Below are 25,299 nucleotides of genomic sequence, written 5' to 3'. Positions count from 1 at the left end.
CGCTCGGTGAAGGGATCAGTTCGGCCGCGTGATCAGAGTCGTCAGAAAAGCGAGGTCGACTTCTTCGAGCGACCCCACGACGACCCGTCCGCGCGCGGGCGCGATCGGGGCCACGGACGGCACCGCCACCACCCGGCAGCCGGCGGCCTCGGCGGCCGCCACACCGGTCGCGGTGTCCTCGACGACCGCGCATCTCCCCGGCTCGGCGCCGAGCCGCGCCGCGGCGTGCAGATACGGGTCGGGGTGCGGCTTCGTACGGGGCACCTCGTCGCCCGCCACGGTGAGCGTGAACATCTCGCGGCCCAGCGTCTCCAGGACCCGGTCGATGATGCGCCGGTGCGAGGCGGAGACCAGCGCGGTGGGCACCTCGTGCGCCGCGAGCTCGGCGAGCAGCCGGGCCGCCCCCGGCATCAGCGGCACCCCGCAGCCGATGCGCTTCTCGAAGCGGTCGTTGAGCAGCACCGTGAGCTCGGGCAGCGTGATGTCGGCGCCGGTCACCTCGATGAGATAGCCCGCGCTGCGCGTCATCGGCCCGCCGACCACCACGTCGCGCCACGCCTCGTCCAGCACATGGCCCAGGTCCGCGAAGACCTCCGCCTCGACCTCCCACCAGAAGCCCTCGGTGTCCACGAGAGTGCCGTCCATGTCGAGGAAGACGGCCTGCAGTGCGGAGCCTTCGGCCGTACGGGTACTGGGCGCGGGGACGGTGCTGGTCATCCGGGCACACCTCCTGAAGGGACGAGAAGGCCGGCCGTCTCCCCGGGTGGGAAGGCGACCGGCCTGCGCTGGACCGACCAGTGTACGACTCGTCCGGGTCTAGCGCGCGTTGAAGTACTTCGCCTCGGGATGGTGGATGACGATCGCGTCGGTGGACTGCTCCGGGTGCAGCTGGAACTCCTCCGACAGGTGGACGCCGATCCGCTCCGGCTGGAGAAGGTCCGCGATCTTCGCCCGGTCCTCCAGGTCGGGGCAGGCGCCGTAACCGAGGGAGAAGCGCGCGCCGCGGTACTTCAGGGCGAACATGTCCTCCATCGCGTCGGGGTCCTCGCCGGCGAAGCCGAGCTCGGAGCGGACCCGGGCGTGCCAGTACTCGGCGAGGGTCTCGGCCAACTGCACCGACAGCCCGTGCAGTTCGAGGTAGTCGCGGTAGGAGTTGGCCTCGAAGAGCTTGGCGGTCTCCGCGCCGATACGGGAGCCGACCGTGACCACCTGGAGGCCGACCACGTCGGGCTCACCGGCCTCCTCCGGGCGGAAGAAGTCGGCCAGGCACAGCCGGCGGCCGCGCCGCTGGCGGGGGAAGGTGAAGCGGGTGCGCTCGGAACCGTCCTCGCCCAGCAGGATCAGGTCGTCGCCCTTGGAGTGGCAGGGGAAGTACCCGTAGGCGACGGCCGCTTCGAGAAGGTTGTTGGACTGCAGGTGGTCGAGCCAGCCGCGCAGGCGCGGACGGCCCTCGGTCTCCACCAGCTCCTCGTAGGTGGGCCCGTCGCCGTTGCGGACCTGCTTGAGGCCCCACTGCCCCTTGAAGAGCGCGCCCTCGTCGAGCCAGGGCGCGTACTCCTTGAGCTGGATGCCCTTCACCACCCGGGTGCCCCAGAAGGGCGGGGTGGGGACCGGGTTGTCGGTCGCGACGTCGGAGCGCACGGAGCCCTCCGGCTCCTCGACCTCCAAGGCGGCCGTGTCCTTCTTCGCCACGCGGCGCTGCTTGAGCTCGGGAAGCGCCGCGCCGGGCACGCCGCGCTTGACGCCGATGAGGGCGTCCATCAGGCGCAGGCCCTCGAACGCGTCGCGGGCGTAGCGGACCTCGCCCTCGTAGATCTCGTGCAGGTCCTGCTCCACGTACGCCCGGGTCAGGGCCGCGCCGCCGAGGATGACCGGGAAGTCGGCGGCCATCTTGCGCTGGTTGAGCTCCTGAAGGTTCTCCTTCATGATCACCGTGGACTTGACGAGCAGGCCGGACATGCCGATGACGTCGGCCTTGTGCTCCTCGGCGGCCTCCAGGATCGCGGAGACGGGCTGCTTGATGCCGAGGTTGACGACGGTGTAACCGTTGTTGGACAGGATGATGTCGACGAGGTTCTTGCCGATGTCGTGGACATCGCCGCGGACGGTGGCCAGCACGATGGTGCCCTTGCCCTCGTCGTCCGTCTTCTCCATGTGCGGCTCCAGATGAGCCACCGCCGTCTTCATCACCTCGGCGGACTGGAGCACGAACGGCAGCTGCATCTGGCCGGAGCCGAACAGCTCACCGACGACCTTCATGCCCGCCAGGAGGGTGTCGTTGACGATGTCCAGGGCCGGGCGGCTGCGCAGGGCCTCGTCGAGGTCGGCCTCCAGGCCGTTCTTCTCGCCGTCGATGATGCGGCGCTGCAGACGCTCGTCGAGCGGGAGGGCCATCAGCTCCTCGGCGCGGCCGGCCTTCATCGACTTCATGTTGACGCCCTCGAAGAGGGCCATGAGCTTCTGGAGCGGGTCGTAGCCCTCGGCGCGGCGGTCGTAGATCAGGTCGAGGGCGACCTTGACCTGCTCCTCCTCCAGGCGGGCGATCGGCAGGATCTTGGAGGCGTGCACGATCGCGGAGTCCAGGCCGGCCTTGACGCACTCGTCGAGGAAGACGGAGTTCAGGACGACGCGGGCGGCCGGGTTGAGGCCGAAGGAGATGTTGGACAGGCCCAGGGTGGTCTGCACGTCCGGGTGACGCCGCTTGAGCTCGCGGATCGACTCGATCGTCGCGATGCCGTCCTTGCGGGACTCCTCCTGGCCGGTGCAGATGGTGAAGGTCAGGCAGTCGATGAGGATGTCCGACTCGTCGATGCCCCAGTTGCCGGTCAGGTCCTCGATCAGCCGCTCGGCGATGGCGACCTTGTGCTCGACGGTACGGGCCTGGCCCTCCTCGTCGATGGTCAGCGCGATCAGGGCGGCGCCGTGCTCCTTGGCGAGCGCGGTGACCTTGGCGAAGCGGGACTCCGGGCCGTCGCCGTCCTCGTAGTTGACGGAGTTGATGACAGCGCGGCCGCCGAGCTTCTCCAGACCGGCCTGGATGACGGCCAGTTCGGTGGAGTCCAGGACGATGGGAAGGGTGGAGGCGGTGGCGAAGCGGCCGGCCAGCTCGGCCATGTCGGCCACGCCGTCGCGGCCCACGTAGTCGACGCACAGGTCGAGCATGTGCGCGCCCTCGCGGATCTGGTCGCGGGCCATCTCCACGCAGTCGTCCCAGCGGGCTTCGAGCATGGCCTCGCGGAACTTCTTGCTGCCGTTGGCGTTGGTGCGCTCGCCGATCGCCATGTAGGCGGTGTCCTGGCGGAAGGGGACCGACTGGTAGAGGGAGGCGGCGCCCGGCTCGGGGCGCGGCTCGCGCTGCGCCGGGGTGAGGTCGCGGGTGCGCTCGACGACGGCGCGCAGGTGCTCGGGCGTCGTACCGCAGCAGCCGCCGATGAGGGACAGGCCGTAGTCGTGGACGAACGTCTCCTGGGCGTCGGCGAGGCCGACGGGGCCGAGCGGGAAGTGGGCGCCGTCCTTGGTGAGCACGGGGAGGCCCGCGTTCGGCATGCACATCAGCGGCGTACGCGAATGGCGGGCGAGGTAGCGCAGGTGCTCGCTCATCTCGTCCGGGCCGGTCGAGCAGTTCAGGCCGATCAGGTCGATGCCCAGCGGCTCCAGGGCGGTCAGGGCCGCGCCGATCTCGGAGCCGAGCAGCATGACGCCGGTCGTCTCGAAGGCCAGTGAACAGATCAGCGGCACGTCGATGCCCAGGGCGTCCATGGCCCGGCGTGCGCCGATCAGGCTCGACTTCGTCTGGAGCAGGTCCTGCGTGGTCTCCACGATCAGGGCGTCCGCACCGCCGGCGAGCAGGCCCTCGGCGTTCTGCTGGTAGCCGTCCCGCAGGACGTCGTACGCGATGTGGCCGAGCGAGGGCAGCTTGGTGCCGGGGCCGATCGAGCCCAGGACCCAGCGCTGGCGACCGTCCCTGGCGCCGAACTCGTCGGCGACCTCGCGGGCGATGCGCGCACCGGACTCGGACAGCTCGAAGATCCGGTCGGCGATCTCGTACTCGTTGGCCGCCGAGTGGTTCGCGCCGAAGGTGTTCGTCTCGACGCAGTCCACGCCGACGGCGAAGTACTCCTCGTGGACGGAGCGCACGATGTCGGGGCGGGTGATGTTGAGGATCTCGTTGCAGCCTTCGAGGTTCTCGAAGTCCTCGAGGGTGGGGTCCTGCGCCTGGAGCATGGTGCCCATCGCCCCGTCGGCGACCACGACCCGGCTGGCGAGTGCTTCGCGGAGGGCGTCGGCGCGGCTGCTGTGGCTGGCAGGCGTGGGGGTCGGCAACGAGGCCATGGATCTGCTCCCTGGAGTGCGACGGCTGTCGGCTTTGCGCCCTCCCGGCGGACGGCGCACCTGGCCAGCGTAGCCGCGACCCCGTCCGTGGCGTGAAGGCGTCCCACGAGGCGGACGGTGCCGGTTGCAGGCCGTGTTCTGATGGCTCACGGTCGCCGGGCGGGCCTCGGACGGTGACACCCAGTCGGCATGAGCCGATAGTGTTCAGCATTGTCGAACCGAGGTGGAGGTGGCCGAGCGTGGCGAAGAACATCCAGTCGCTCGAGCGGGCGGCGGCGATGCTGCGCCTGCTCGCGGGGGGCGAGCGCAGGCTCGGCCTGTCCGAGGTGGCCTCGTCCCTCGGTCTTGCCAAGGGTACGGCGCACGGCATCCTGCGCACCCTCCAGGCGGAGGGTTTCGTCGAACAGGACCCGGCCTCCGGCCGCTACCAGCTGGGCGCCGAGCTGCTGCGCCTCGGCAGCACGTATCTGGACGTGCACGAACTGCGGGCCCGCGCGCTCGTGTGGACCGACGACCTGGCCCGCTCCAGCGGCGAGAGCGTCTATCTGGGCGTGCTGCACCAGCAGGGCGTACTGATCGTCCACCACGTCTTCCGCCCGGACGACAGCCGGCAGGTGCTGGAGGTCGGGGCGATGCAGCCGCTGCACTCCTCCGCGCTGGGCAAGGTGCTGTCGGCGTACGACCCGGTGGCGCACAACGAGGTCGTCGAGAACGAGCGCAAGTCCTTCACCCCGCACACCGTCACGGACGCGGTGGACTTCGAGGCGGTGCTCGACCTGACCCGCGCGCGCGGCTGGGCCGCCGACGTGGAGGAGACCTGGGACGGGGTGGCCTCGATCGCCGCCCCCATCCACGACCGCCGGCGGATGCCCGTCGGCGCGGTCGGCGTCACCGGCGCCGTGGAACGGATCCGCGAGGACGGCGCCCTGCGCACCGACCTGGTGGCGGCCGTACGGGACTGCGCGCGCGCGGTGTCCCGGGATCTGGGCGCCAGCCGCTTCTGAAAGGCGGGCTCCGCCGCCTCCTGGCAGGCTGGTAACGATCGGGATACCGGTCACGGAACTCTTGACGCACCTCTTAACCGAGGGCAAAACTGCCGTTCATCGGTCGGCAATGCCGAACACCTACCGGCAATACGCGCTAGAGTGTGGCAACGCCAAGGGACCGGTTAGGCCCTCACCGAGGGCGCGGACCACCCGGAGGGACCCGGGGTTCGCCTTTCCCCTGGACGAAGGACAAAGGAGTCGCGGGTGTCCAGCTCCGACATCTTCATCGGCGAGATCATTGGTACCGCCGTACTCATCCTGCTCGGCGGCGGCGTCGTGGCCGCCGTCGTGCTCAAGCGCTCGAAGGCGCAGAACGCCGGCTGGCTCGCCATCACCTTCGGGTGGGGATTCGCCGTCATGACGGCGGTCTACATGACCGGCAGCCTCTCCGGCGCCCACCTCAACCCGGCGGTCACCGTCGGCATCGCGATCAAGGACGGCGACTGGAGCAACGCTCCGGTCTACTTCGCCGGCCAGATACTCGGCGCCATGATCGGCGCCGCCCTGGTCTGGATCGCGTACTACGGCCAGTTCCAGGCCCACCTCACGGACCCGGAGATCCTCGCGGAGCAGCCGGCCGAGGAGGGCATGGTCGACCAGAAGGCCGCACCCAAGGCCGGCCCGGTCCTCGGCGTCTTCTCCACCGGCCCCGAGGTACGGAACGTCTGGCAGAACCTCGCCACCGAGATCATCGGCACCGTCGTGCTCGTTCTCGCGGTGCTCACCCAGGGCCTCAACGACAGCGGCAAGGGCCTCGGCGTGCTCGGCGCGCTGATCACCGCCTTCGTCGTCGTCGGCATCGGCCTCTCCCTCGGCGGCCCGACCGGCTACGCGATCAACCCGGCACGTGACCTGGGGCCGCGCATCGTGCACGCCCTGCTCCCGCTGCCGAACAAGGGCGGCTCCGACTGGAGCTACGCCTGGATCCCCGTCGTCGGCCCGCTGATCGGCGGAGCGCTCGCCGCGGGTATCTACAACATCGCGTTCGCCTGAGCCGACCGGCCGACCCTCTACAGACCTCCGGGAGCACACCGTGACCGACGCACACACCACCGGCCCGTTCATCGCGGCCATCGACCAGGGCACCACCTCCAGCCGCTGCATCGTCTTCGACAAGGACGGCCGGATCGTCTCGGTCGACCAGAAGGAGCACGAGCAGATCTTCCCGAAGCCGGGCTGGGTCGAGCACGACGCGGCCGAGATCTGGACCAACGTCCAGGAAGTCGTCGCCGGCGCGATCAGCAAGGCGGGCATCACGCCCGCCGACGTCAAGGCGATCGGCATCACCAACCAGCGCGAGACCACGCTGCTGTGGGACAAGAACACCGGCGAGCCCGTCCACAACGCCATCGTGTGGCAGGACACCCGCACCGACGCGCTCTGCAAGGAGCTCGGCCGCAACGTCGGCCAGGACCGCTTCCGCCGCGAGACCGGCCTGCCGCTCGCGTCGTACTTCGCCGGTCCCAAGGTCCGCTGGCTGCTCGACAACGTCGAGGGCCTGCGTGAGCGCGCCGAGGCCGGGGACATCCTCTTCGGCACCATGGACTCCTGGGTCATCTGGAACCTGACGGGCGGCACGGAGGGCGGCGTGCACGTCACCGACGTCACCAACGCCTCGCGCACCCTCCTCATGAACCTGCACGAGATGCGCTGGGACGAGAAGATCCTCCAGTCGATGGACATCCCGGCCGCCGTGCTGCCGGAGATCCGTTCCTCCGCCGAGGTGTACGGCGTCGCCAAGGCCGGCCCGCTGAAGGGCGTGCCCGTCGCCTCCGCGCTCGGTGACCAGCAGGCCGCCCTGTTCGGCCAGACCTGCTTCTCGCAGGGCGAGGCCAAGTCGACGTACGGCACCGGCACCTTCATGCTGATGAACACCGGTCACACGCCCGTCAACTCGTACAACGGCCTGCTGACGACCGTCGGGTACCGCATCGGCGACCAGAAGGCCGTCTACGCCCTCGAAGGCTCCATCGCCGTCACCGGCTCGCTCGTCCAGTGGATGCGCGACCAGATGGGCCTGATCAAGTCGGCCGCCGAGATCGAGACGCTGGCCTCCTCGGTCGAGGACAACGGCGGCGCGTACTTCGTGCCGGCCTTCTCCGGCCTCTTCGCCCCGTACTGGCGTCCCGACGCCCGCGGTGTGATCGCCGGCCTCACCCGGTACGTCACCAAGGCGCACATCGCCCGTGCCGTCCTGGAGGCCACCGCCTGGCAGACCCGCGAGATCAGCGACGCCATGACCAAGGACTCCGGCGTCGAGCTGACGGCCCTCAAGGTCGACGGCGGCATGACCTCCAACAACCTGCTGATGCAGACGCTCTCGGACTTCCTGGACGCACCCGTCGTGCGCCCGATGGTCGCCGAGACCACCTGCCTCGGCGCCGCCTACGCCGCCGGCCTCGCCGTCGGCTTCTGGTCCAGCACCGACGAGCTGCGCGCCAACTGGCGCAGGGCCGCCGAGTGGACCCCCCGCATGGACGCGGCCACGCGGGACCGCGAGTACAAGAGCTGGCTCAAGGCCGTTGAGCGGTCCATGGGCTGGCTCGAAGACGAGAGCTGACGAGGAGTCACGAACATGACCACCCTGCAGAGCGTCCCGACCCTCGGGACGCGCCCGGCCGACGGCTGTGCCACAACGAGCCGCGCCGAAACCCGGGAACACCTTTCCAAGGCGACGTACGACCTCCTGGTGATCGGCGGCGGCATCCTGGGCATCTCCACCGCCTGGCACGCCGCCCAGTCGGGACTGCGGGTGGCCCTGGTGGACGCCGGCGACTTCGCCGGCGCCACCTCCTCCGCCTCCTCCAAGCTGCTCCACGGCGGACTGCGCTACCTGCAGACCGGCGCGGTCAAGCTGGTGGCGGAGAACCACTTCGAGCGGCGCGCCGTCTCCCGTGACGTCGCGCCGCACCTCGCCAACCCGCTGACCTTCTACCTCCCCGTCTACAAGGGCGGTCCGCACGGCGCGGCCAAGCTCGGCGCGGGCGTCTTCGCCTACTCGGCGCTGTCCGCCTTCGGGGACGGCGTCGGCCACGTGATCAGCCCGGCGAAGGCCGCGCGCGCGGTGCCCGAGCTCCGTACGGACGACCTCAAGGCCGTCGCGGTCTACGGCGACGACCAGATGAACGACTCGCGCATGGCCCTCATGACGGTCCGTGCCGCCGTCGCGTCGGGCGCGACCGTCCTCAACCACGCCGAGGTCACCGGCCTTCGCTTCACCAACGGCCGGGTCACGGGCGCCGAGCTCAAGGACCGCCTGGACGGCGCGGAGTTCGGCGTGACGGCCCGTCTGGTGCTCAACGCCACCGGGCCGTGGGTCGACCACCTGCGCACGATGGAGAACCCGAACGCGGCGCCGTCCATCCGCCTCTCCAAGGGCGCGCACCTGGTGCTCAAGCGGACCGCCCCCTGGCGGGCCGCGCTGGCCACGCCGATCGACAAGTACCGCATCACCTTCGCGCTGCCGTGGGAGGACCAGCTCCTGCTCGGCACGACCGACGAGGAGTACGAGGGCGACCCGGCGGACGTGTCCGTCAACGAGAAGGACATCGCCCAGATCCTGGACGAGGCCGCCTACTCGATCCGCGACCAGCAGCTCTCCCGTGACCTCATCACGTACTCCTTCGCGGGTCTGCGGGTGCTGCCGGGCGGTCCCGGTGACACCTCGAAGGCCAAGCGCGAGACGGTCGTCACCGAGGGACGCGGCGGGATGCTGTCGGTCGCCGGCGGCAAGTGGACGACGTTCCGTCACATCGGGCGCACCGTCATGAACAAGCTCGCCGCCCTGCCCGGCCACCCGCTGGGCGAGGACATGGAGCCGATCTCGCGGCTGCCGAGGAAGCTGCCGCTGCCGGGCATATCCAACCCGAACGCGGTCGCGCACCGGCTGCTCGTCGACGGCGGTACGCCGGGCCCGCGGATGGCCGCCGACACCGCCCGCCACCTGGCCACGCACTACGGCTCGCTGTCGTTCGACATCGCGCGCCTGGCCAACGAGGACCCGGCGCTGGCCGAGCGCGTCCACCCGGACGCGCCGGAGATCTGGGCGCAGGTCGTCTACGCCCGCGACCACGAGTGGGCCGAGACCGCGGACGACGTACTGCGCCGCCGTACGACGCTGACGATCCGCGGCCTGGCCACGGACGAGGTCCGCGCCAAGGTGGAGGACGTACTGGGCCGCAGGGCCTGACGCGCCGGGCGCACGGGCGGACGGGTAAGGGGCAGCCGCCTGGACGGCTGCCCCTTACCCGTCGTGCGGGACACGGCGGTTGATCCGGCGGGCGCAGGGCACGCTTCCCGCATGCGCATCAGGCGTCACCGCACGTGGTGGAAGCCGTAAGGTTGATGCGTGCACAAGGGAACTTCGAAAGGGGGCGCTGGGTGATCGAGCTCGAGGGAGTTCCCGAGCTGATCGACCCGGTCATGGTGGCCGCGTTCGAAGGCTGGAACGATGCCGGCGACGCCGCCTCCACCGCGGTCGCGCATCTGGAGCGGGAGTGGAAGGGCGAGGTCTTCGCGGCGCTCGACGCCGAGGACTACTACGACTTCCAGGTCAACCGGCCCACGGTGTTCCTCGACGGTGGGGTCCGCAGGATCACCTGGCCGACCACACGGCTGTCCGTGGTGCGCATCGGCGGCGACAAGCCCCGTGACCTGGTGCTGGTCCGCGGCATCGAACCGTCCATGCGCTGGCGTTCGTACTGCAACGAGATCCTCGGCTTCGCGCACGAGCTGGGCGTCGAGATGATCGTGATCCTGGGCGCGCTGCTCGGCGACACCCCGCACACCCGGCCGGTGCCGGTCAGCGGTGTGACGTCGGACGCGGATCTGGCGCGGACCATGGACCTGGAGGAGACCAAGTACGAGGGCCCCACGGGCATCGTCGGCATCCTCCAGGAAGCCTGTACGCACGCGGGGGTGCCGGCGGTGAGCCTGTGGGCCGCCGTGCCGCACTACGTGTCGCAGCCGCCGAACCCCAAGGCCACGCTGGCGCTGCTCAACCGCCTCGAAGACCTCATCGACCTGCGGATCCCCCTCGGCGAACTGCCCGAGGACGCACGGGCGTGGCAGGTCGGCGTGGACCAACTGGCCGCCGAGGACAGCGAGGTGGCGGAGTACGTCCAGTCGCTGGAGGAAGCGCGGGACACCGCGGAGCTGCCCGAGGCGTCGGGCGAGGCGATCGCGCGCGAGTTCGAGCGGTATCTGCGGCGGCGTGACGGCGGTCCCGGGCCCGGGCACGCGACAGACGGGAGCGAGGGCACCGGTACGTACCTGCGCGACAGCTCCGGCGGCCGTGCGCGGCCCCCGAAGCCGCCGCGCGCGGAGCCGGCCGAGCCCCCTCAGGGCGCGGCGGGCGCGGACGAGGCCGACGGGGCGGAAGACTCCCCTGAGGAGTAGCGCGTACGGAGCGACGCGGCGGCGGGGCGGTGCCATCGGGCGCCGCCCCGCCGTCGCGTCGCCGCCCCGCCTGCTCCGCGCCGAACGCGGCCGCCCCCGGCCCTCCTGGTAGAGGGGCCGGGGGCGGCAGGCTGCGACAGCGGCTACAGAGCCACGCCCAGCAGTGCGTCGACGGCGCGCGAGACGACGCCGGGGGCGCCTTCGTCCGTACCGCCCTCGGACGCCTGGAGGGCGGCCCAGCGGTCCACGGCGGCGAGCGCGGCCGGGGCGTCGAGGTCGTCGGCGAGCGCCTCGCGGATCTCCTCCACCAGGGCGTCGGCGGACGGCCCGTCGGGGCGGGAGACGGCCGCGCGCCAGCGCCCGAGCCGCTCCACGGCGTCCTCCAGCACCTGGTCCGTCCACTCCCAGTCGGCCCGGTAGTGGTGCGCGAGCAGCGTGAGGCGGATCGCGGCCGGGTCCACGCCGTCGCGGCGCAGCTTCGACACGAAGACCAGGTTGCCCCTGGACTTCGACATCTTCTCGCCGTCCAGGGCGACCATTCCGGCGTGTACGTACGTCTTGGCGAACGGGTGCTCGCCGGTCAGCGCCTGGGCGTGCGAGGCGCCCATCTCGTGGTGCGGGAAGGCGAGGTCGGACCCGCCGCCCTGCACGTCGAAGCCCATCCCCAGGTGGTCCAGGGCGATGGCGACGCACTCGATGTGCCAGCCAGGCCTGCCGCGGCCCAGCGAGGCCCCGTCCCAGCTCGGCTCGCCCTCGCGGGCGGCCATCCAGAGCATCGGGTCGAGCGGGTTCTTCTTGCCGGGGCGCTCGGGGTCGCCGCCGCGCTCGGCGGACAGCAGCCGCATCGCGTCCGCGTCGAGACCGGAGACCTCACCGAAGTGCGGGTCGGCCTCGACGGAGAAGTACACGTCCCCTTCGAGCTCGTACGCCGCGCCCGCGTCCCGCAGCCGCTCGATGAGCGGCACGATGCCGGGTATCGCCTCGACGGCGCCGATGTAGTGCCGCGGGGGAAGCATCCGCAGGGCGGTCATGTCCTCGCGGAACAGCGCGGTCTCGCGCTCCGCGAGTTCGGTCCAGTCGTGTCCGTCGCGGATCGCCCGCTCGAGCAGGGGATCGTCGACGTCCGTGACGTTCTGGACGTAGTGAACCTGCCGCTTGGTGTCGAGCCACACGCGCTGTACGAGGTCGAACGCGTTGTAGGTCGCCGCGTGACCGATGTGGGTCGCGTCGTACGGCGTGATGCCGCAGACATAGATTCGGGCGACGGGACCGGGGTCGAGGGTGATCGGACCACCGGTCGCGGTGTCGTGGATCTGGAGGTCGCGGCCCTTGCCAGGCAGGGCGGGGACCTCAGAAGCGGGCCAGGCATGCATGCCTTGAGCGTAACCGGACGCACGTTCCGGATACGAACCGGATACGAAAGTGTGGCCGGTGAGCCACTCTTGCGCGAGCCCAACCGGCGTGCCTAGACCGGCGGCCAGGGGATGGCCGGCCAGTCGCCGCTCGGCTCCGGGTGGTGTCCGGTCTCCCGCAGCGCCGCCACCCGCCCGCGCAGCGCCTCCAGCTCCGCCGGGGTGATCAGTTCGGCCATCCGGGTGGCGAGCGGGCGCCCCGGGGCCAGTTCCGCCGCCAGCCGGGCCAGCACCTCGACCGCCTCGGCGGTCAGCGGCTCGCCCGCCCAGCCCCACAGCAGCGTGCGGAGCTTGTCGTCCACGTTGAACGTGACCCCGTGGTCGATGCCGTACAGCTGCCCGTCGGGGGCCGGCAGCAGATGCCCGCCCTTGCGGTCGGCGTTGTTGATGACCGCGTCCAGGACCGCCAGGCGGCGCAGGCGCGGATCGTCGGCGTGCACGAGCAGCGCCGTGCGCCCCTCCCCCACCTCGGCGTACGCGATCGCCTTCCAGCCCTCGGCCGGCTCCTCGTCCTCGACCAGGGCCAGCAGTCCCCCGTCGGGCCCGTCGGCGGCCGTCTCGATCCACAGCTGGCACATGCCCTCGCCGTACGGCCCGTCCCGCAGCACGGTCGGCGGCACGAGCCCCCACCCGGTCGCCTCGGAGATCTCGTACGCCGCCACCTCGCGGCCGGCGAGTGTGCCGTCGGGGAAGTCCCACAGCGGCCGCTCACCGGCGACGGGCTTGTAGACGCAGGACGCCGACACGCCGTCGTACTCGATCCCGCAGTACAGCACAGCGTTGGACGCCTCGCGCACGCGTCCGCGCACCGTGAGGCTGCCCTTCGCCAGCACGGTGAGCAGGCCGTCGGGCGGAGTCACGCCCCGCGGCGGTATCCGTTCTGGCGCGGACATACGTGTCCCTCCGGGTCGAGCGGCAGGCTGCACAGCGGGCACGGCGGGCGGCCCGCGTTGACGACGTCGAGGGCGCGCTTGGCGAAGGCGCGGGCCTGCGCGCCGCTGAGCCGGACCCGCAGCATCGGCGGGCCGTTCTCCTCGTCCTGGAGCAGCCGTTCCTCGGCCTCCGCGAGATCCTCTTCGGTCTCCACGTCCAGCTCGACGAGGGCCTGCGCCTCGACGATCATGCGCTGTTCCTCGCCGTCCCAGGCCAGCGCCATCGTGCCGACGCGGAACTCCTCCTCGACCGGGGCGTCGAGGGGGGCGCTGTCGGTGACGTCGGCCGGGGCCACGGCGGGCACGGGGGCGTTGCCCCCGGTGCGGCGTACCACTTCGTCGAGCAGCTCGTCGATCCGCTCGGCGAGCGCCGCCACCTGGGTCTTCTCCAGGGCGACGCTGGTGACACGGCCGGCCGCGGATGCCTGGAGGAAGAACGTACGGCGTCCAGGCAGCCCGACCGTACCGGCGACGAAGCGGTCCGGCGGGTCGTAGAGGAATACCTGACGGGACACGTCCTGTCTCCCTTGAGATCGTCGATCCCACAGCCGGCGGGGACGCCGGCGTCGAAATCGTCTGTATGCGCGGTCCTGGGGCGCGTCCACCCTACTGCGCGGAGCGATCACGGTGCGCCCGCGCCGCCCCCTACGGCCGCGTCCCCGTCGCCGCCGTTGTCGCGCGGCGCCAGCGAGGAGAGGTCGCCGGTGTCGCCGAGCCGCACGAGAAATGGCCGCAGCCCCGTGTACCGGATGGCCGTCAGGGAACACGGGTCGACGTGAATCCGCTGGAAGAGGTCGAGATGAAGCCCGAGCGCGTCCGCGACGACGGACTTGATGATGTCCCCGTGAGAGCACATGAGATACACGGCGTCCTCGCCGTGCTCGGCCTCGATGCGCGCGTTCCACTCCCGTACGGCGTCGACCGCGCGCGCCTGCATGGCCCGCATCGACTCGCCGCCCGGGAACGTCACGGAGGAGGGGTGTTGTTGCACGGCGGCCATCAGCGGCTCGTCGGAGAGTTCGGCGAGCTTGCGGCCCGACCAGTCGCCGTAGTGGCACTCCCCGATCCGCTCGTCGGTGTGCGCCGGCAGTCCGGGCCGCGCGTCGAGCAGCGGCTGCAGGGTCTCCCGGCAGCGTTCGAGCGGGCTGGTCACCACGGCGGCGAGCGGCACGCCGGCCAGCCTGCCGGGCAGCGCCGCCGCCTGTGCGGCGCCGCGCTCGTCGAGCGTGACGCCGGGCGTCCAGCCGGCGAGCAGTCCCGCGGTGTTGGCGGTGGAACGTCCGTGGCGTACGAGGATCAGCGTGGCCATGTCGGCCAGCCTAGGCGGAATGCGGCTCCGGGGTGTGCCGGGGTCCGTACCGGGGGAGGATGCGCGCCGTGATCGTCGACTGTGCCATCTACCGGGAAGGGTGCCGCACCGAGGGCCCCTCCGACTTCTCCGACGCGCTCGCCCGGGCGCGGTCGACCGGTGACGCCTTCCTGTGGATCGGGCTGCACGAGCCGACCGAGAAGGAATTCGATCTCGTGACCACCGAGTTCGGGCTGCACCCGCTGGCCGTCGAGGACGCCCTGCGCGCCCATCAGCGGCCCAAGCTGGAGGTGTACGACGACTCGCTCTTCGCGGTGCTGAAGCCGGTGATGTACGAGCCGGAGAGCGACACCGTGACGACGGGCGAGCTGATGGTCTTCGTGGGCGACTCGTTCGTGGTGACGGTGCGGCACGGCGAGGGCGCCCCGCTGGCGGCCGTACGCGACCGCCTGGAGGCCGAGCCGCAAGTGCTGCGGCACGGTCCGACCTCCGTCCTGTACGCCGTCAGCGACGCGGTCGTCGACCACTACATAGAGGTCGGCGCGGAGCTCCAGACCGACCTGGAGGAGCTGGAGGCGGAGGTCTTCGCCCCGGTCGGCCGCGACGCGACGAACACCGCCGCGCGGATCTACACGTTCAAGCGGCAGGTGCTCGAGTTCCGCCGTGCCACCGGGCCGCTCGCCCAGCCGATGCTGCGGCTGTCGAGCCCCGGGCTGCCGTTCGTCGACGAGCACGCCCAGCCCTTCTTCCGGGACGTCAGCGACCACCTGACCCGCGCGAACGAGCAGGTGGACGGGCTGGATCGGCTGCTGTCGGACATCCTGTCCGCGCATCTGGCGCAGATGAGCGTGCGGCAGAACGACGACATGCGGAAGATCTCGGCGTGGGCGGCGATGGCCGCCGTCCCGACGATGGTGGCCGGCGTCTACGGCATGAACTTCGACCACATGCCCGAGCTGCGGTGGGTGTGGTCCTATCCCGCTGTGATCCTGCTGATGGTGATGTGCGAGGTCGGGCTGTTCCGGCTGTTCAAGCGCCGCGGCTGGCTCTGACCCGTACCGCCGCGGCGCGGTGCCCCCGGTGCCGTCAGACGACTCCGACGGCCGACGTGGCCGGGCCTCCCAGCGCGTCGCGCCGTTCGGGCGTCGACAGGCTCACCATGCGCCGCCAGCCGCCGAGGCGCTCGTACGCGTACATGGCGTGGATGCCCGCGGCGAGCGCGGCGGACTTGGGCTTCGGCCACTTGAGGATGCGCCCCATGTGCGCCATGACGGCGAGGCTGACGTCCCGGTAGACGCGGCACTCCTCCAGGGCGCACTCGCGCAGGACGCGCAGGATGGTCCTGCCGTGGCCGGCGCGGGCGAGCCGGAGCAGCTCCTCGTGGCAGTACGCGAGGTGGTTCTCCTCGTCGTCGCAGATCATCCTGATCGGCCGGCCCACCTCGGGGTGGTCGCCGAAGTACTTGACCAGCATGTCCATCTGGTCGGCGGCCCGCTGCTCGGTCACCCGGCTGTGCGAGAGGTAGACGAGGATGTCCTCCTCGGTCAGCGGCTCGTCGCGGCGGAGCTTGTCGTGGGCGAGGCCGATGCCGCGCTGTTCGAGCAGCATCGTGTAGTCGGTCTCGGGCGGGACGGGGACCGGGTCGAGCTCCCGCTTCTTGAGCAGGGCGTTGAAGAGCCGGCCGTGCTTGTCCTCGTCGGCCCCGTGCCGGGTGATCTTGGGGGCGAGGTGTCTCATGCCGTCGGGCACGAGGGCCGCGATGCGGCCGTTCTCCCAGCCGCCCTGGGCCTCGCCGCTCGCGGCTATGGAGCAGAAGAGCTGGAAGGAGTCGTCGTCGTCGAGGATTTCCTGGAAGAGACTTCGGGCCGACAGCATCAGTGCTTACCTCCGTGTACCTCCGGGCAGGCGTCCGCAAAGGACAAGTCAAGAGCGGTACGGAAGGGCAGGCAACAGGGGCGGCGGTCAACTGCGCCGTACGAATGAACCCCGCGGCGGTACGGGCGCGTAACCCCACCGGGCCGTACGGCGTTGTTGTGCATGACGGCCGTGGCGGGGAGACCCCCGAGCCCCCACCACGGCCGCAGACTTTCTCTCCGCTCCTTCGTCCCGTGCGGGACTACGCCAGACCGGCGCGCTCCAGGGCGTCGGTGCCGGCCCGCAGGGCGGTGATCCGCTCGTCGAGCGTGAAGCCGGCGGGGGCCAGCGTCAGCGTCGTCACTCCGGCCTCGGCGTACGCCTGCATCCGCTCGGCGATCCGCTCCACGGAGCCCAGCAGGGCCGTCTGGTCGATCAGCTGGTGCGGGACGGCGGCGGCGGCGGCGGTCTTGTCGCCGGACAGGTACTTGTCCTGGATCTCGGCGGCTTCCTTCTCGTAGCCCATGCGCTGCGCGAGCTGGTTGTAGAAGTTCTGCTTGCGGCTGCCCATGCCGCCGACGTACAGGGCGGTGTACGGGCGGAACATGTCGGCCAGCGCGGCCACGTCGTCGCCGACCGCGAGCGGAAGGGTGGGGCAGACGTCGAAGCCGTCCATCGTCTTCCCGGCCTTCTCGCGGCCCGCGCGGATGTGGCGCAGCGCGGTGTCCTCGATGTGCTCGGCGGACGGGAAGATGAGCAGCGCGCCGTCGGCGATCTCGCCGGTCTGCTCCAGGTTCTTGGGGCCGATGGCGGCGATGTAGAGCGGGATGTGCTCGCGCTGCGGGTGGACGGTGAGCTTCAGCGGCTTGCCCGGCCCGTCGGGCAGCGGCAGCGTCCAGTGCTCACCCTCGTACGACAGGCGCTCACGGGTCATGGCCTTGCGGATGATCTCGACGTACTCGCGGGTGCGGGCCAGCGGCTTGTCGAACTTGACGCCGTACCAGCCCTCGGAGACCTGCGGGCCCGAGACGCCGAGGCCCAGGCGGAAACGGCCGCCGGAGAGGGAGTCGAGGGTGGCGGCGGTCATCGCGGTCATCGCGGGCGTACGGGCCGGGATCTGGAAGATCGCGGAGCCGACGTCGATGCTCTCGGTCTGGGCGGCGACCCAGGAGAGCACGGTGGCGGCGTCCGACCCGTAGGCCTCGGCGGCCCAGCAGACGTCGTAGCCGAGCCGGTCCGCTTCCTGGGCGACGGCCAGATTGTCGCCGTCCATCCCCGCGCCCCAGTAACCGAGGTTGATGCCGAGCCGCATGCCGCTCCCCTTACTGATCAGTAACGTCCCTGTTGCCCGGGGACTCTAGCGCGCGGGGCCGCGATACGTCAGGGGGCGCACTCGTCCACAGGACTTGTCCACAGGTCTCCTGCCCGCAGGCCCACGGCCAGTAATCTCGCGGCCATGGAGCAGAGGCATCTCGGCCGCACGGGCCTGCGCGTATCGAGAATCGGGCTGGGCACCCTCACCTGGGGCCGGGACACCGACGAGCACGACGCCGCCGACGTCCTGAAGACCTTCTGGGACGCGGGCGGCACGCTCGTCGACACGGCGGACGTGTACGGCGACGGGGAGGCGGAGTACCTGCTCGGGCAGCTCATGGAGCGGCTCGTGCCGCGGCGGGACCTGGTCGTCGCCACCAAGGCGGGCAGCGTGCCCGACCCCGACCGGCGCTTCGACGGGTCACGCGGCCACCTGCTCGCGGCGCTCGACGCGTCGCTGGAGCGGCTCGGCACGGACCACGTGGACGTGTGGCAGGTGCACGCCTTCGACGCGGCCACACCCCTCGACGAGACCCTCCAGGCGCTCGACCTGGCGGTCGCCAGCGGACGGGCGCGGTACGCCGGGGTGTCCAACTTCTCCGGCTGGCAGCTGGCGAAGGCCGCGACCTGGCAGCTCGCGGTGCCCGGCGTACGCACCCGGCTGGCCAGTACCCAGATGGAGTACTCGCTGCTCCAGCGCGGCGTGGAACGGGAGGTGCTGCCGGCCGCGCTCGACCTGGGCGTCGGGCTGCTGCCGTCGTCACCGCTCGGCCGGGGCGTCCTGACGGGCAAGTACCGGCGCGCCGTCCCGCCGGACTCGCGCGGCGGGTCGCAGCACCTGGCCGGGTTCGTCGCGCCGTACCTCGACGAGGCGTCGAGCCGCATCGTGGACGCGGTCGCGACGGCCGCCGACGGGCTCGCCACGACCCCGTTGCAGGTGGCTCTCGCGTGGGTCCGCGACCGGCCGGGCGTGGTCGCCCCGATCGTGGGGGCGCGCAACGCGCAGCAGCTCGCGGCGGCGTTGTCAGTGGAGGCGCTTAGTCTTCCAGACGAGATCTGCCGGGCGCTCGACGACGTGTCGGCGCCCGTGCACCGCTATCCCGACCAGGACTGGAGCACGCTGTGACCGCGCTTCCCCGGGGGGCAACCCCCGGATCCCCGGCCGACGACCGCGACGCCGCGGCGCCCGCCACCGAGCCGGCCCCCACGCCGGCGGTCCCGGTGCGGGGCCCCGCCGGGGACGTCGAGAAGCCCCGCACCGGGCCGGTGACCGCCACCGGAGCCGACGCCCCGGACGACGCGGACCCGGCGGAGCACCCTAAGGACGCGACCGAGGACGCAGGTACCGACGTGCAGCACGACGACAACACCCCGCAGCCCGACGCCGAGACCGCGCCGGCCGGAGCCGACGACGAAGCCCCGGACGCCGGGGCTCCGTCCGGCGGTGACGGCGCGGCGGAGGCTTCGGGTCCGGTGGCGGGCGCGGAGGACGAGGAGGCGATGGGCTCGGGACCGGATGCCGAGCCCGGGGAGGCCGTCGCCGGGGCGGAGGACGACGCGGAGGCGACCGGCGCGGGACGCGATGCCGAGCCCGGGGAGGCCGTCGCCGGGGCGGAGGACGACGCGGAGGCGACCGGCGCGGGACCCGATGCCGAGCCCGGGGAGGCCGTCGCCGGGGCGGACGCGGGGCCTCAGCTGTCCGAGGCGGAGGCCGAGCTCGCCGCCCAGCGGGCCTTGCGGGAGCGGATCGAGCGGCGCAAGGCCGAGAAGACGGCGCCCGTCGAGGCCGGTGCCAAGCTCAGCGGCCAGGCGGCCGATCTGCTGGCCGCGGTACGGGCCGTGGAGAGCGGCGCCAGGTCCGGGGACACGCCCTTCGCGGCGCCCCCGCCGCGCCGCGTCGCGCCCGCTCCCCCGCCGGGCCCCGGGGCGGGTCCGGCGGTGGAGCGGCCGGCGGACCGGGCGGCCGTCGCCGCCGCCGCGCCCGAGGCGGTGACCGCGGTACGGGTCGTGCTGGCCGAGGGCGGGGCACCGGAAGCTCTGGCCGCGTCCGTGGCCGGCGTACTCGGGGAACAGGCCGCACAGGTCCTGCGCGACGACCCGTGGCAGCTGCTGTCCGTACCGGGTGTGCGGCCGGAACAGGCCGACGGATTCGCCCGCGCCCTGCTCGGCGCGGAGTGCGGGCCCGGCGACGAACGCCGTACCGCCGCGCTCATCGGCCGGCTCCTGGAGCGGGCGGCGGTCCAGGGCCACACGGTCCTGGAGTCCGGCGCCGTCCGCAAGGCGCTGGCGGAGCACAAGGTGCCCGACCCGGACGAGGCCGTGGAGCACGCCGTCGCCGAGGGCGTGGCGCTGGTCTTCCAGGACGGCGTGGACGAGACCGCCGACGGCGGGGAGCCGGTGGAGGTCCTGCTGGGGCTCGAGCGGTACGCCCTCGCCGAGGAGAGCCTCGCCGACGGTCTCGCCCGGCTGGCCAGTACGTTCGCCGACGAGGCGTCCGAGGCCGGCGAGTGGGGGGCGGGGTCCGTCCCGCCCTCCGCCGCCGAGCTGATCCGCGCCGTCGCGTCGAACGGCCTGGTAACCCACAGCGGCGGCGAGGCCGCCCGCTCCGAGCCGGCCGCTCTGGTCACCGTGGCACGGGGGCTCGGCCTGCGGGCGTACGCCGCCTCGCACAGCGCGGACGGCCGCCGGCGTCTCGGCGCCGCGCTCGGCGACGCGTCGGCCTCGGTGACCGTCGCGGGTCTGCTCGCCGGCGTCGAGGGGCCCGGCCGGGACGCGGAGGGCGCGCTCGCCCTCGACCTGCTGGTCGTCCTGGACGCACCGCAGCTGGACGTGGAGAACGCCGCGGTGCTCGTGGAGTCGCTGGCGGACGGCACCAGGCTCGTCCTCAGCGGCGATCCGGGCGTGCTGCCCTCCGCGGGGGCGGGCCGGGTCTTCGCGGACCTGCTGGCCGCCCGCGCGTGCCCGCAGATCGTGTCGCGCACGCCGGACCCCGGCCCGATCGGCGAGTTGGTCTCCGGCATCGGGATCGGGGAGCTGAACCAGGTCGAGGCGCCCGGCAAGGAGGTGGTGATCGTCCCGGTCCGCGACGCGGGCGAGGCCGTGCACCGTACCGTCCAGCTGGTCGCGGACTCCGTGCCGCGCGCCTTCGGGGTGTCGCCCGCCCAGACCCAGGTCATCACCCCCGGCCACGGCGGCTCCGCCGGAACGCGCGCGCTGAACGCGGCGCTCAAGCAGCGGCTCAACCCCGGCCCGGGCCGGTTCGGCGGCTTCGACCCCGGCGACCGGGTCGCGTACGTCCCGGCGCCCGGCAGGACGCTGCCCGGCACGGTGGTGTCGGCGGACGCCGAGGGTCTGCACCTGGACTGCGAGGGCACGCCCGTCGTCGTGCCCAAGGAGCGGGTGGAGACGGCGGTGCGGCACGCCTGGGCACTCACCGCGCACCAGGCGACCGGGATGAGGTGGCCCGCGGTCGTGGTGGTCCTGCCGGGCGACGCCGCCCCGGCCCTGAGCCGCCCGTGGATCTACACGGCGTTCAGCCGCGGGGAGCGCCACCTGTCGGTGGTGCACGGCGTGGACCAGGCACTGCCGCGCGCGGTGGCCGAGATCCCGGACCGGCCGCGCACGACGCGCCTGCGCACCCTGCTCCAGCCGCCCGTCCAGCCCTTGGCGGAGGAGGCCCCGGAGGCGGCCGCCGGGCAGAGCGCGCCCTAGCGGGCGCCTCCGGAGGCCGGAACCCGGGCCCGGCGGGCGGGCCCGGGTTCCGGCCGGGGCCGCTCAGCCGTGGCCGGGGCCGTCGGCCTCGTCGAACTCGTCGTCGAAGACCGAGCTGACGTCGAAGCGGCACACGACCCGCTGCGCGTCGGCCTCCTCGAACGGGGCGTTGAGCCACTCCCCCGGTTCGGGCAGCTCGTCCACGGCGGCCACCCACAGCGTGGAGTCGCCCTCCTCCAGACCGAACTCCTTGTGCCGGGAAGCGATCTCATCGGGTTCGTACTCGCCGAAGAGCACGCCGAGAGCGGCGTGGACGCTGCCCCCGACGATCGCCACGGCGTTGCCGCGCTCCTCGGCGTCGACGTCGGTGTCCAGCTCGACCTCGATCGCCGGGGCGTCGACGTCCGGGTCGAGATCGGCGATGCGCTGTGCCTGGGCGAGCAGCCGCTGGGTCTCGACCACCGCGTAGTCGCGGCGGATCAGGACGCTCAGCGCGTTGGGCTCCTCGGGCCCCGCGTAAGGGGGCAGAGAGTCGTCGGATCCCGGAATCTCGAAGGGGGTGACCTCGTCGTAGCGGTCGTAGAGCCGCTCGTCGTACGCCTCGGCGGCAGCGGCAAGCTCGTTGAACGCGTCGTAGACGGCAGGGTCGTCGTCCCCGGTGCGGCGCTCGACCGCCTCGAGGTGACGGTCGAGCGCGACTTTGACCGCCTCGGCGGCGGCGCGTACCTCGGCAGCGGTGGGCTGCGCAGCATCAGACATAGTGCAGACGCTATCCGTACCGGGGCTCTGCCCGCACAATAGATGCGATGCCGGAATACGAATTTGTCGACGTGTACGTCCCGCGCGGGGTTTCCCGCAAGGAGGCGACCCGTCTGCTGACCGACCATGCCGAGTACGGACACTGGGAGTTGGACCGACTGAGTCTGCGCCGGGACGGCAGCCGCCGCGTGCGGCTGCGCAGGCGCATCATCCGACAGGTGCGAGCCACCTGGTGAAGACGGAGCGGGCCGCACCAGCGCTTTTCCTGCCTTACGCCGCGGAACGCGACCGGCGGTACAGCACCGCACCGGCCAGCAGGAGGCCCGCACCGGCCGGGATCACGACGCCGAGCGGAGCGCCGGAGCCCGTCTGCGCGAGGGCGTCGGTGCCCTGGGGCTGGGTGACGGTCTGCGTGTCCGGGCCGTCGGGGCTGCCCGGCTCGTCCCCGGTGCCCGGCTCGTCGGGGTCCGCGGGCACACCGGGCTCGGAGGGCTTGCCCGGCTGCGTGGGCTCGGTGGGCTCACCGGGCTTGCCCGGCTCTCCCGGCTTCCCCGGCTCCCCGGGCTTCCCCGGCTTCCCCGGCTTGCCGGGCTCGACCGGCTTCCCCGGCTTGCCCGGAGGGTTGTGGGGGCCGGTGGAGTCGTTGGCGCAGTCGTTGCCCGTGGCCGCGTTGCCGAGGCCGACGACGCTGACGTTGTTGCCGCAGGCGTTCACCGGCACGTGGACCGGTGCCTGGACGTGGTTGCCCGAGCCGACTCCGGGGGAATCGCTGGCGCGCCCCCCGGCCGTCGATCCGCCGCCGTGGTTCTTCCCGGGCTTCGCGCCGTGCGAGTCGTTGACGCAGCTGTTGCCCATGGCGGGATTGAGCACGCCGACCACGTTGACGGTGTTCCCGCACACATTGACGGGGACATGCACGGGAGCCTGCACGGAATTCCCGGACAGGACGCCGGGAGAATCCGACGTGGACCCCCCTGCCCCCGAACCGGCGTGCGCGTTGCCGCCGCCGATGGCCAGCAGGCCACTCGCGGCCGCCACGGTGATCAGGCTTTTCCTGGCTACCTGACGCATTGGTACGTTCCTCTGCCTTGTGCCTTCTCCGAATGCCCGCGGGACGTCGGTGCCGCCGCGGGACGAATGCCCAGCGGCCCCGGAGTGCATGGAGCGCACTCCGGGGCCGCCCGGGACTCAGACCCTTACGGGTGCGTGCACAACGTCACTTGTTGACGCAGGTGTTGCCGAAGGCGGGGTTCAGCAGCCCGATCACGGAGACCGTGTTGCCGCACGCGTTCACCGGCACGTGGATCGGGACCTGGACAACGTTGCCCGAAATCACGCCGGGGGACTTGACAGCAGCACCCTGGGCACCCGAGTCAGCGACGGCCATGCCCGCGCCGGCGAGAACCAGACCACCAGTGGCAGCCGCAGCAGCGACGACCTTCTTGATCATTACTTTTCCTCCTTGTTGGCAACCAATGCGGTCCCAGCCGCGGACCGCACACCTTGTAACGAAGGGAAAGCAATGGGGCTACTAGCCTATGGTTCCTTTCACTCTTTTCAGTCAAATAGCACGTCCGGCCGATTAGTTGGAAAGTCGTTTCAGTACTTGTCGGTTCAGCGGGTGCCGGTTCAGCAGTTGTCCAGGAAGCGGTCCAGGACCCGTACGCCGAACTTCAGCCCGTCGACCGGGACCCGCTCGTCCACGCCGTGGAACATTCCGGCGAAGTCCAGCTCCGGCGGCAGCTTCAGCGGAGCGAAGCCGAAGCAGCGGATCCCCAGGTCGTCGAACGACTTGGCGTCGGTGCCGCCGGAGAGCATGTACGGGACGGCCCGCGCGATCGGGTCCTCCGCCCTGAGCGCCACCTGCATCGCGTCGACGAGGTCCCCGTCGAAGCTGGTCTCCAGCGCCTTGTCGCCGTGCACGTCCTCGCGCCGCACGCGCGGGCCGAGGATCCGGTCGAGATCGGCGAGGAACTCGTCCTCGTACCCCGGCAGGAAGCGCCCGTCGACGTGCGCGGTCGCCTGCCCGGGGATCACGTTCACCTTGTAGCCAGCGCCGAGCATGGTCGGGGCGGCCGAGTTGCGCAGGGTGGCGCCGATCATCTTCGCGATGCCGCCGAGCTTGGCGAGCGTCGCGTCCATGTCCTCGGGGTCGAGCGGGGTGCCGAGCGCGTCGGAGAGCTCGTCCAGGAACGACCGTACGGTCTTGGTCACCCGCACCGGCCACGTGTGCCGCCCGAGCCGCCCGACGGCCTCGCACAGCTCGGTGATCGCGTTGTCGTTGTTGGTCATCGAGCCGTGGCCGGCCGTGCCGTCGACGGTGAGCCGCATCCAGTGCATGCCCTTCTGGGCCGTCTCCACGAGATACAGCCGCAGGTTCTCGTTGACGGTGAAGGAGAAGCCGCCGACCTCGCCGATCGCCTCGGTGACGCCCTCGAAGAGGTCCGGGTGCTGGTCGACCAGATACCGGGCCCCGTACGTGCCGCCGGCCTCCTCGTCGGCGAGGAAGGCCAGCACGACGTCGCGCGGGGGCTTGCGGCCGCTGCGCACCCGGTCGCGGACGACCGCGAGGGTCATCGCGTCCATGTCCTTCATGTCGACCGCGCCCCGGCCCCAGACGCAGCCGTCCGCGATCTCGCCCGCGAAGGGGTGGTGCGTCCAGTCCTGGGCGTTCGCCGGTACGACGTCGGTGTGCCCGTGGATGAGCAGCGCGGGCTTCGAGGGGTCCTCGCCCTCGATCCTGGCCACGGTGGAGGCCCGCCCGGGGTGGGACTCGAAGATCCGCGGTTCGAGCCCGACCTCGGCGAGCTTCTCCGCGATGTACTCCGCGGCCGCCCGCTCGCCGGGCCCCGAGTGGTCTCCGTAGTTGCTGGTGTCGATCCTGATCAGGTCACGGCAGAGATCGGTGACCTCGTCCTCGCCCGCTGCCCGCTCGGCCTGGCCGGCCGGAACGGCCGCCTTCGACTCGCTCACGCTGCTTCCTCCCACTGGCGTTGCTGGTGGTCCCCCTCATCCTCCCGCTGCCTCACCAGGGGGTGTGATCAGGGGGTCTGAATGTTTGCTATGGTTTTCCACGTCGGAACGGCCCAGGGCCGTGAGACAGACACCTTGTCCGGGTGGCGGAATGGCAGACGCGCTAGCTTGAGGTGCTAGTGCCCTTTATCGGGCGTGGGGGTTCAAGTCCCCCCTCGGACACCAGCGAAGAACCCCCAGCGACCTGGGGGTTCTTCTGT

General features: G+C 71.8%; 21 protein-coding genes and 1 tRNA gene. 10 read left to right on the top strand and 12 right to left on the bottom strand.

Annotated elements, in window-relative coordinates:
- Positions 1–15 precede the first annotated feature (15 nt).
- Both IE185_RS05405 and metH read right to left on the bottom strand, forming a co-directional pair.
- Positions 16–717 (bottom strand): HAD family hydrolase, encoded by a 702-nt coding sequence (locus IE185_RS05405; RefSeq protein ID WP_138894552.1) that lies wholly within the window; start codon positions 715–717, stop codon positions 16–18.
- A 99-nt stretch (positions 718–816) separates the two neighbouring features.
- The gene (metH, locus tag IE185_RS05400; RefSeq protein ID WP_138894551.1) at positions 817–4,332 is read right to left on the bottom strand and encodes a methionine synthase; all 3,516 of its coding nucleotides are present in this window, start codon (positions 4,330–4,332) and stop codon (positions 817–819) included.
- A 239-nt stretch (positions 4,333–4,571) separates the two neighbouring features.
- On the opposite strand from metH, the gene IE185_RS05395 reads away from it, so the two are divergent.
- From IE185_RS05395 to IE185_RS05375, 5 genes are all read left to right on the top strand, one after another.
- Positions 4,572–5,336, top strand: coding sequence for an IclR family transcriptional regulator (locus IE185_RS05395; RefSeq protein WP_138894550.1), 765 nt, complete (start codon positions 4,572–4,574; stop codon positions 5,334–5,336).
- A 246-nt stretch (positions 5,337–5,582) separates the two neighbouring features.
- Positions 5,583–6,371, top strand: coding sequence for an MIP/aquaporin family protein (locus IE185_RS05390; RefSeq protein WP_138894549.1), 789 nt, complete (start codon positions 5,583–5,585; stop codon positions 6,369–6,371).
- Positions 6,372–6,411: 40 nt separating this feature from the next.
- A complete protein-coding gene (gene glpK, locus IE185_RS05385; protein WP_138894548.1) occupies positions 6,412–7,938 on the top strand; it encodes a glycerol kinase GlpK in 1,527 nt (508 codons plus the stop codon).
- A gap of 15 nt (positions 7,939–7,953) precedes the next feature.
- Entirely contained in the window at positions 7,954–9,567 is a 1,614-nt protein-coding gene (locus IE185_RS05380) for a glycerol-3-phosphate dehydrogenase/oxidase (RefSeq protein ID WP_138894547.1), read from the top strand.
- Positions 9,568–9,758: 191 nt separating this feature from the next.
- Complete coding sequence (locus IE185_RS05375) at positions 9,759–10,775, top strand: PAC2 family protein (protein WP_138894546.1); 1,017 nt, start codon at positions 9,759–9,761, stop codon at positions 10,773–10,775.
- Between the two features lie 143 nt (positions 10,776–10,918).
- Here the strand turns inward: IE185_RS05375 and mshC are convergent, their stop codons facing one another.
- The 4 genes from mshC to IE185_RS05355 all read right to left on the bottom strand — a co-directional run bounded on the left by mshC (position 10,919) and on the right by IE185_RS05355 (position 14,428).
- On the bottom strand, positions 10,919–12,148 hold the full coding sequence (gene mshC, locus IE185_RS05370; protein WP_138894545.1) for a cysteine--1-D-myo-inosityl 2-amino-2-deoxy-alpha-D-glucopyranoside ligase: 1,230 nt from the start codon (positions 12,146–12,148) through the stop codon (positions 10,919–10,921).
- 92 nt (positions 12,149–12,240) lie between these two features.
- Positions 12,241–13,080: an SCO1664 family protein gene (locus IE185_RS05365; RefSeq protein ID WP_138894544.1), complete on the bottom strand. Its 840-nt coding sequence runs from the start codon at positions 13,078–13,080 to the stop codon at positions 12,241–12,243.
- Positions 13,044–13,634: a DUF3090 domain-containing protein gene (locus tag IE185_RS05360; protein WP_138894543.1), complete on the bottom strand. Its 591-nt coding sequence runs from the start codon at positions 13,632–13,634 to the stop codon at positions 13,044–13,046. The genes IE185_RS05365 and IE185_RS05360 overlap by 37 nt, the downstream gene beginning before the upstream one ends.
- 107 nt (positions 13,635–13,741) lie before the next feature.
- Positions 13,742–14,428, bottom strand: a complete 687-nt coding sequence (locus tag IE185_RS05355) for a histidine phosphatase family protein (RefSeq protein ID WP_138894542.1) — start codon at positions 14,426–14,428, stop codon at positions 13,742–13,744.
- 59 nt (positions 14,429–14,487) lie between these two features.
- Between IE185_RS05355 and corA the strand changes: the two genes are divergently transcribed.
- Positions 14,488–15,480 carry a magnesium/cobalt transporter CorA gene (corA, locus tag IE185_RS05350; protein ID WP_138894541.1) on the top strand — a complete coding sequence of 331 codons (993 nt, stop codon included), beginning with the start codon at positions 14,488–14,490 and terminating at the stop codon, positions 15,478–15,480.
- A gap of 34 nt (positions 15,481–15,514) precedes the next feature.
- On the opposite strand, the gene IE185_RS05345 is transcribed toward corA, so the two are convergent.
- Positions 15,515–16,303 (bottom strand): ferritin-like domain-containing protein, encoded by a 789-nt coding sequence (locus tag IE185_RS05345; RefSeq protein WP_189714733.1) that lies wholly within the window; start codon positions 16,301–16,303, stop codon positions 15,515–15,517.
- 241 nt (positions 16,304–16,544) lie between these two features.
- On the bottom strand, positions 16,545–17,594 hold the full coding sequence (locus IE185_RS05340) for an LLM class F420-dependent oxidoreductase (RefSeq protein WP_138896165.1): 1,050 nt from the start codon (positions 17,592–17,594) through the stop codon (positions 16,545–16,547).
- A 144-nt stretch (positions 17,595–17,738) separates the two neighbouring features.
- Here IE185_RS05340 and IE185_RS05335 point away from each other — a divergent pair, with 144 nt between their 5' ends.
- A complete protein-coding gene (locus tag IE185_RS05335; protein WP_138896166.1) occupies positions 17,739–18,722 on the top strand; it encodes an aldo/keto reductase in 984 nt (327 codons plus the stop codon).
- Positions 18,723–19,096: 374 nt separating this feature from the next.
- Positions 19,097–21,307, top strand: coding sequence for a helix-hairpin-helix domain-containing protein (locus tag IE185_RS05330; RefSeq protein WP_138896174.1), 2,211 nt, complete (start codon positions 19,097–19,099; stop codon positions 21,305–21,307).
- 63 nt (positions 21,308–21,370) lie between these two features.
- On the opposite strand, the gene IE185_RS05325 is transcribed toward IE185_RS05330, so the two are convergent.
- Complete coding sequence (locus IE185_RS05325; RefSeq protein WP_138896167.1) at positions 21,371–22,066, bottom strand: hypothetical protein; 696 nt, start codon at positions 22,064–22,066, stop codon at positions 21,371–21,373.
- Between the two features lie 47 nt (positions 22,067–22,113).
- On the opposite strand from IE185_RS05325, the gene IE185_RS05320 reads away from it, so the two are divergent.
- Positions 22,114–22,302: a DUF5703 family protein gene (locus IE185_RS05320; RefSeq protein ID WP_018535088.1), complete on the top strand. Its 189-nt coding sequence runs from the start codon at positions 22,114–22,116 to the stop codon at positions 22,300–22,302.
- Positions 22,303–22,336: 34 nt separating this feature from the next.
- Here the strand turns inward: IE185_RS05320 and IE185_RS33830 are convergent, their stop codons facing one another.
- From IE185_RS33830 to IE185_RS05305, 3 genes are all read right to left on the bottom strand, one after another.
- The gene (locus tag IE185_RS33830; RefSeq protein WP_138896168.1) at positions 22,337–23,137 is read right to left on the bottom strand and encodes a chaplin; all 801 of its coding nucleotides are present in this window, start codon (positions 23,135–23,137) and stop codon (positions 22,337–22,339) included.
- Between the two features lie 145 nt (positions 23,138–23,282).
- Positions 23,283–23,516 carry a chaplin ChpH gene (chpH, locus tag IE185_RS05310; RefSeq protein ID WP_138896169.1) on the bottom strand — a complete coding sequence of 78 codons (234 nt, stop codon included), beginning with the start codon at positions 23,514–23,516 and terminating at the stop codon, positions 23,283–23,285.
- 179 nt (positions 23,517–23,695) lie between these two features.
- Positions 23,696–25,039, bottom strand: coding sequence for a M20/M25/M40 family metallo-hydrolase (locus IE185_RS05305; RefSeq protein ID WP_138896170.1), 1,344 nt, complete (start codon positions 25,037–25,039; stop codon positions 23,696–23,698).
- Positions 25,040–25,176: 137 nt separating this feature from the next.
- Between IE185_RS05305 and IE185_RS05300 the strand changes: the two genes are divergently transcribed.
- Positions 25,177–25,264 (top strand) — tRNA-Leu (locus tag IE185_RS05300).
- Positions 25,265–25,299 lie beyond the last annotated feature (35 nt).

This window comes from Streptomyces chryseus, assembly GCF_014650755.1.
Taxonomy (GTDB): Bacteria; Actinomycetota; Actinomycetes; order Streptomycetales; family Streptomycetaceae; genus Streptomyces; species Streptomyces chryseus.
Note: the sequence above shows the minus strand (reverse complement) of the source record. Positions and strands in the feature narration are given on the sequence as shown.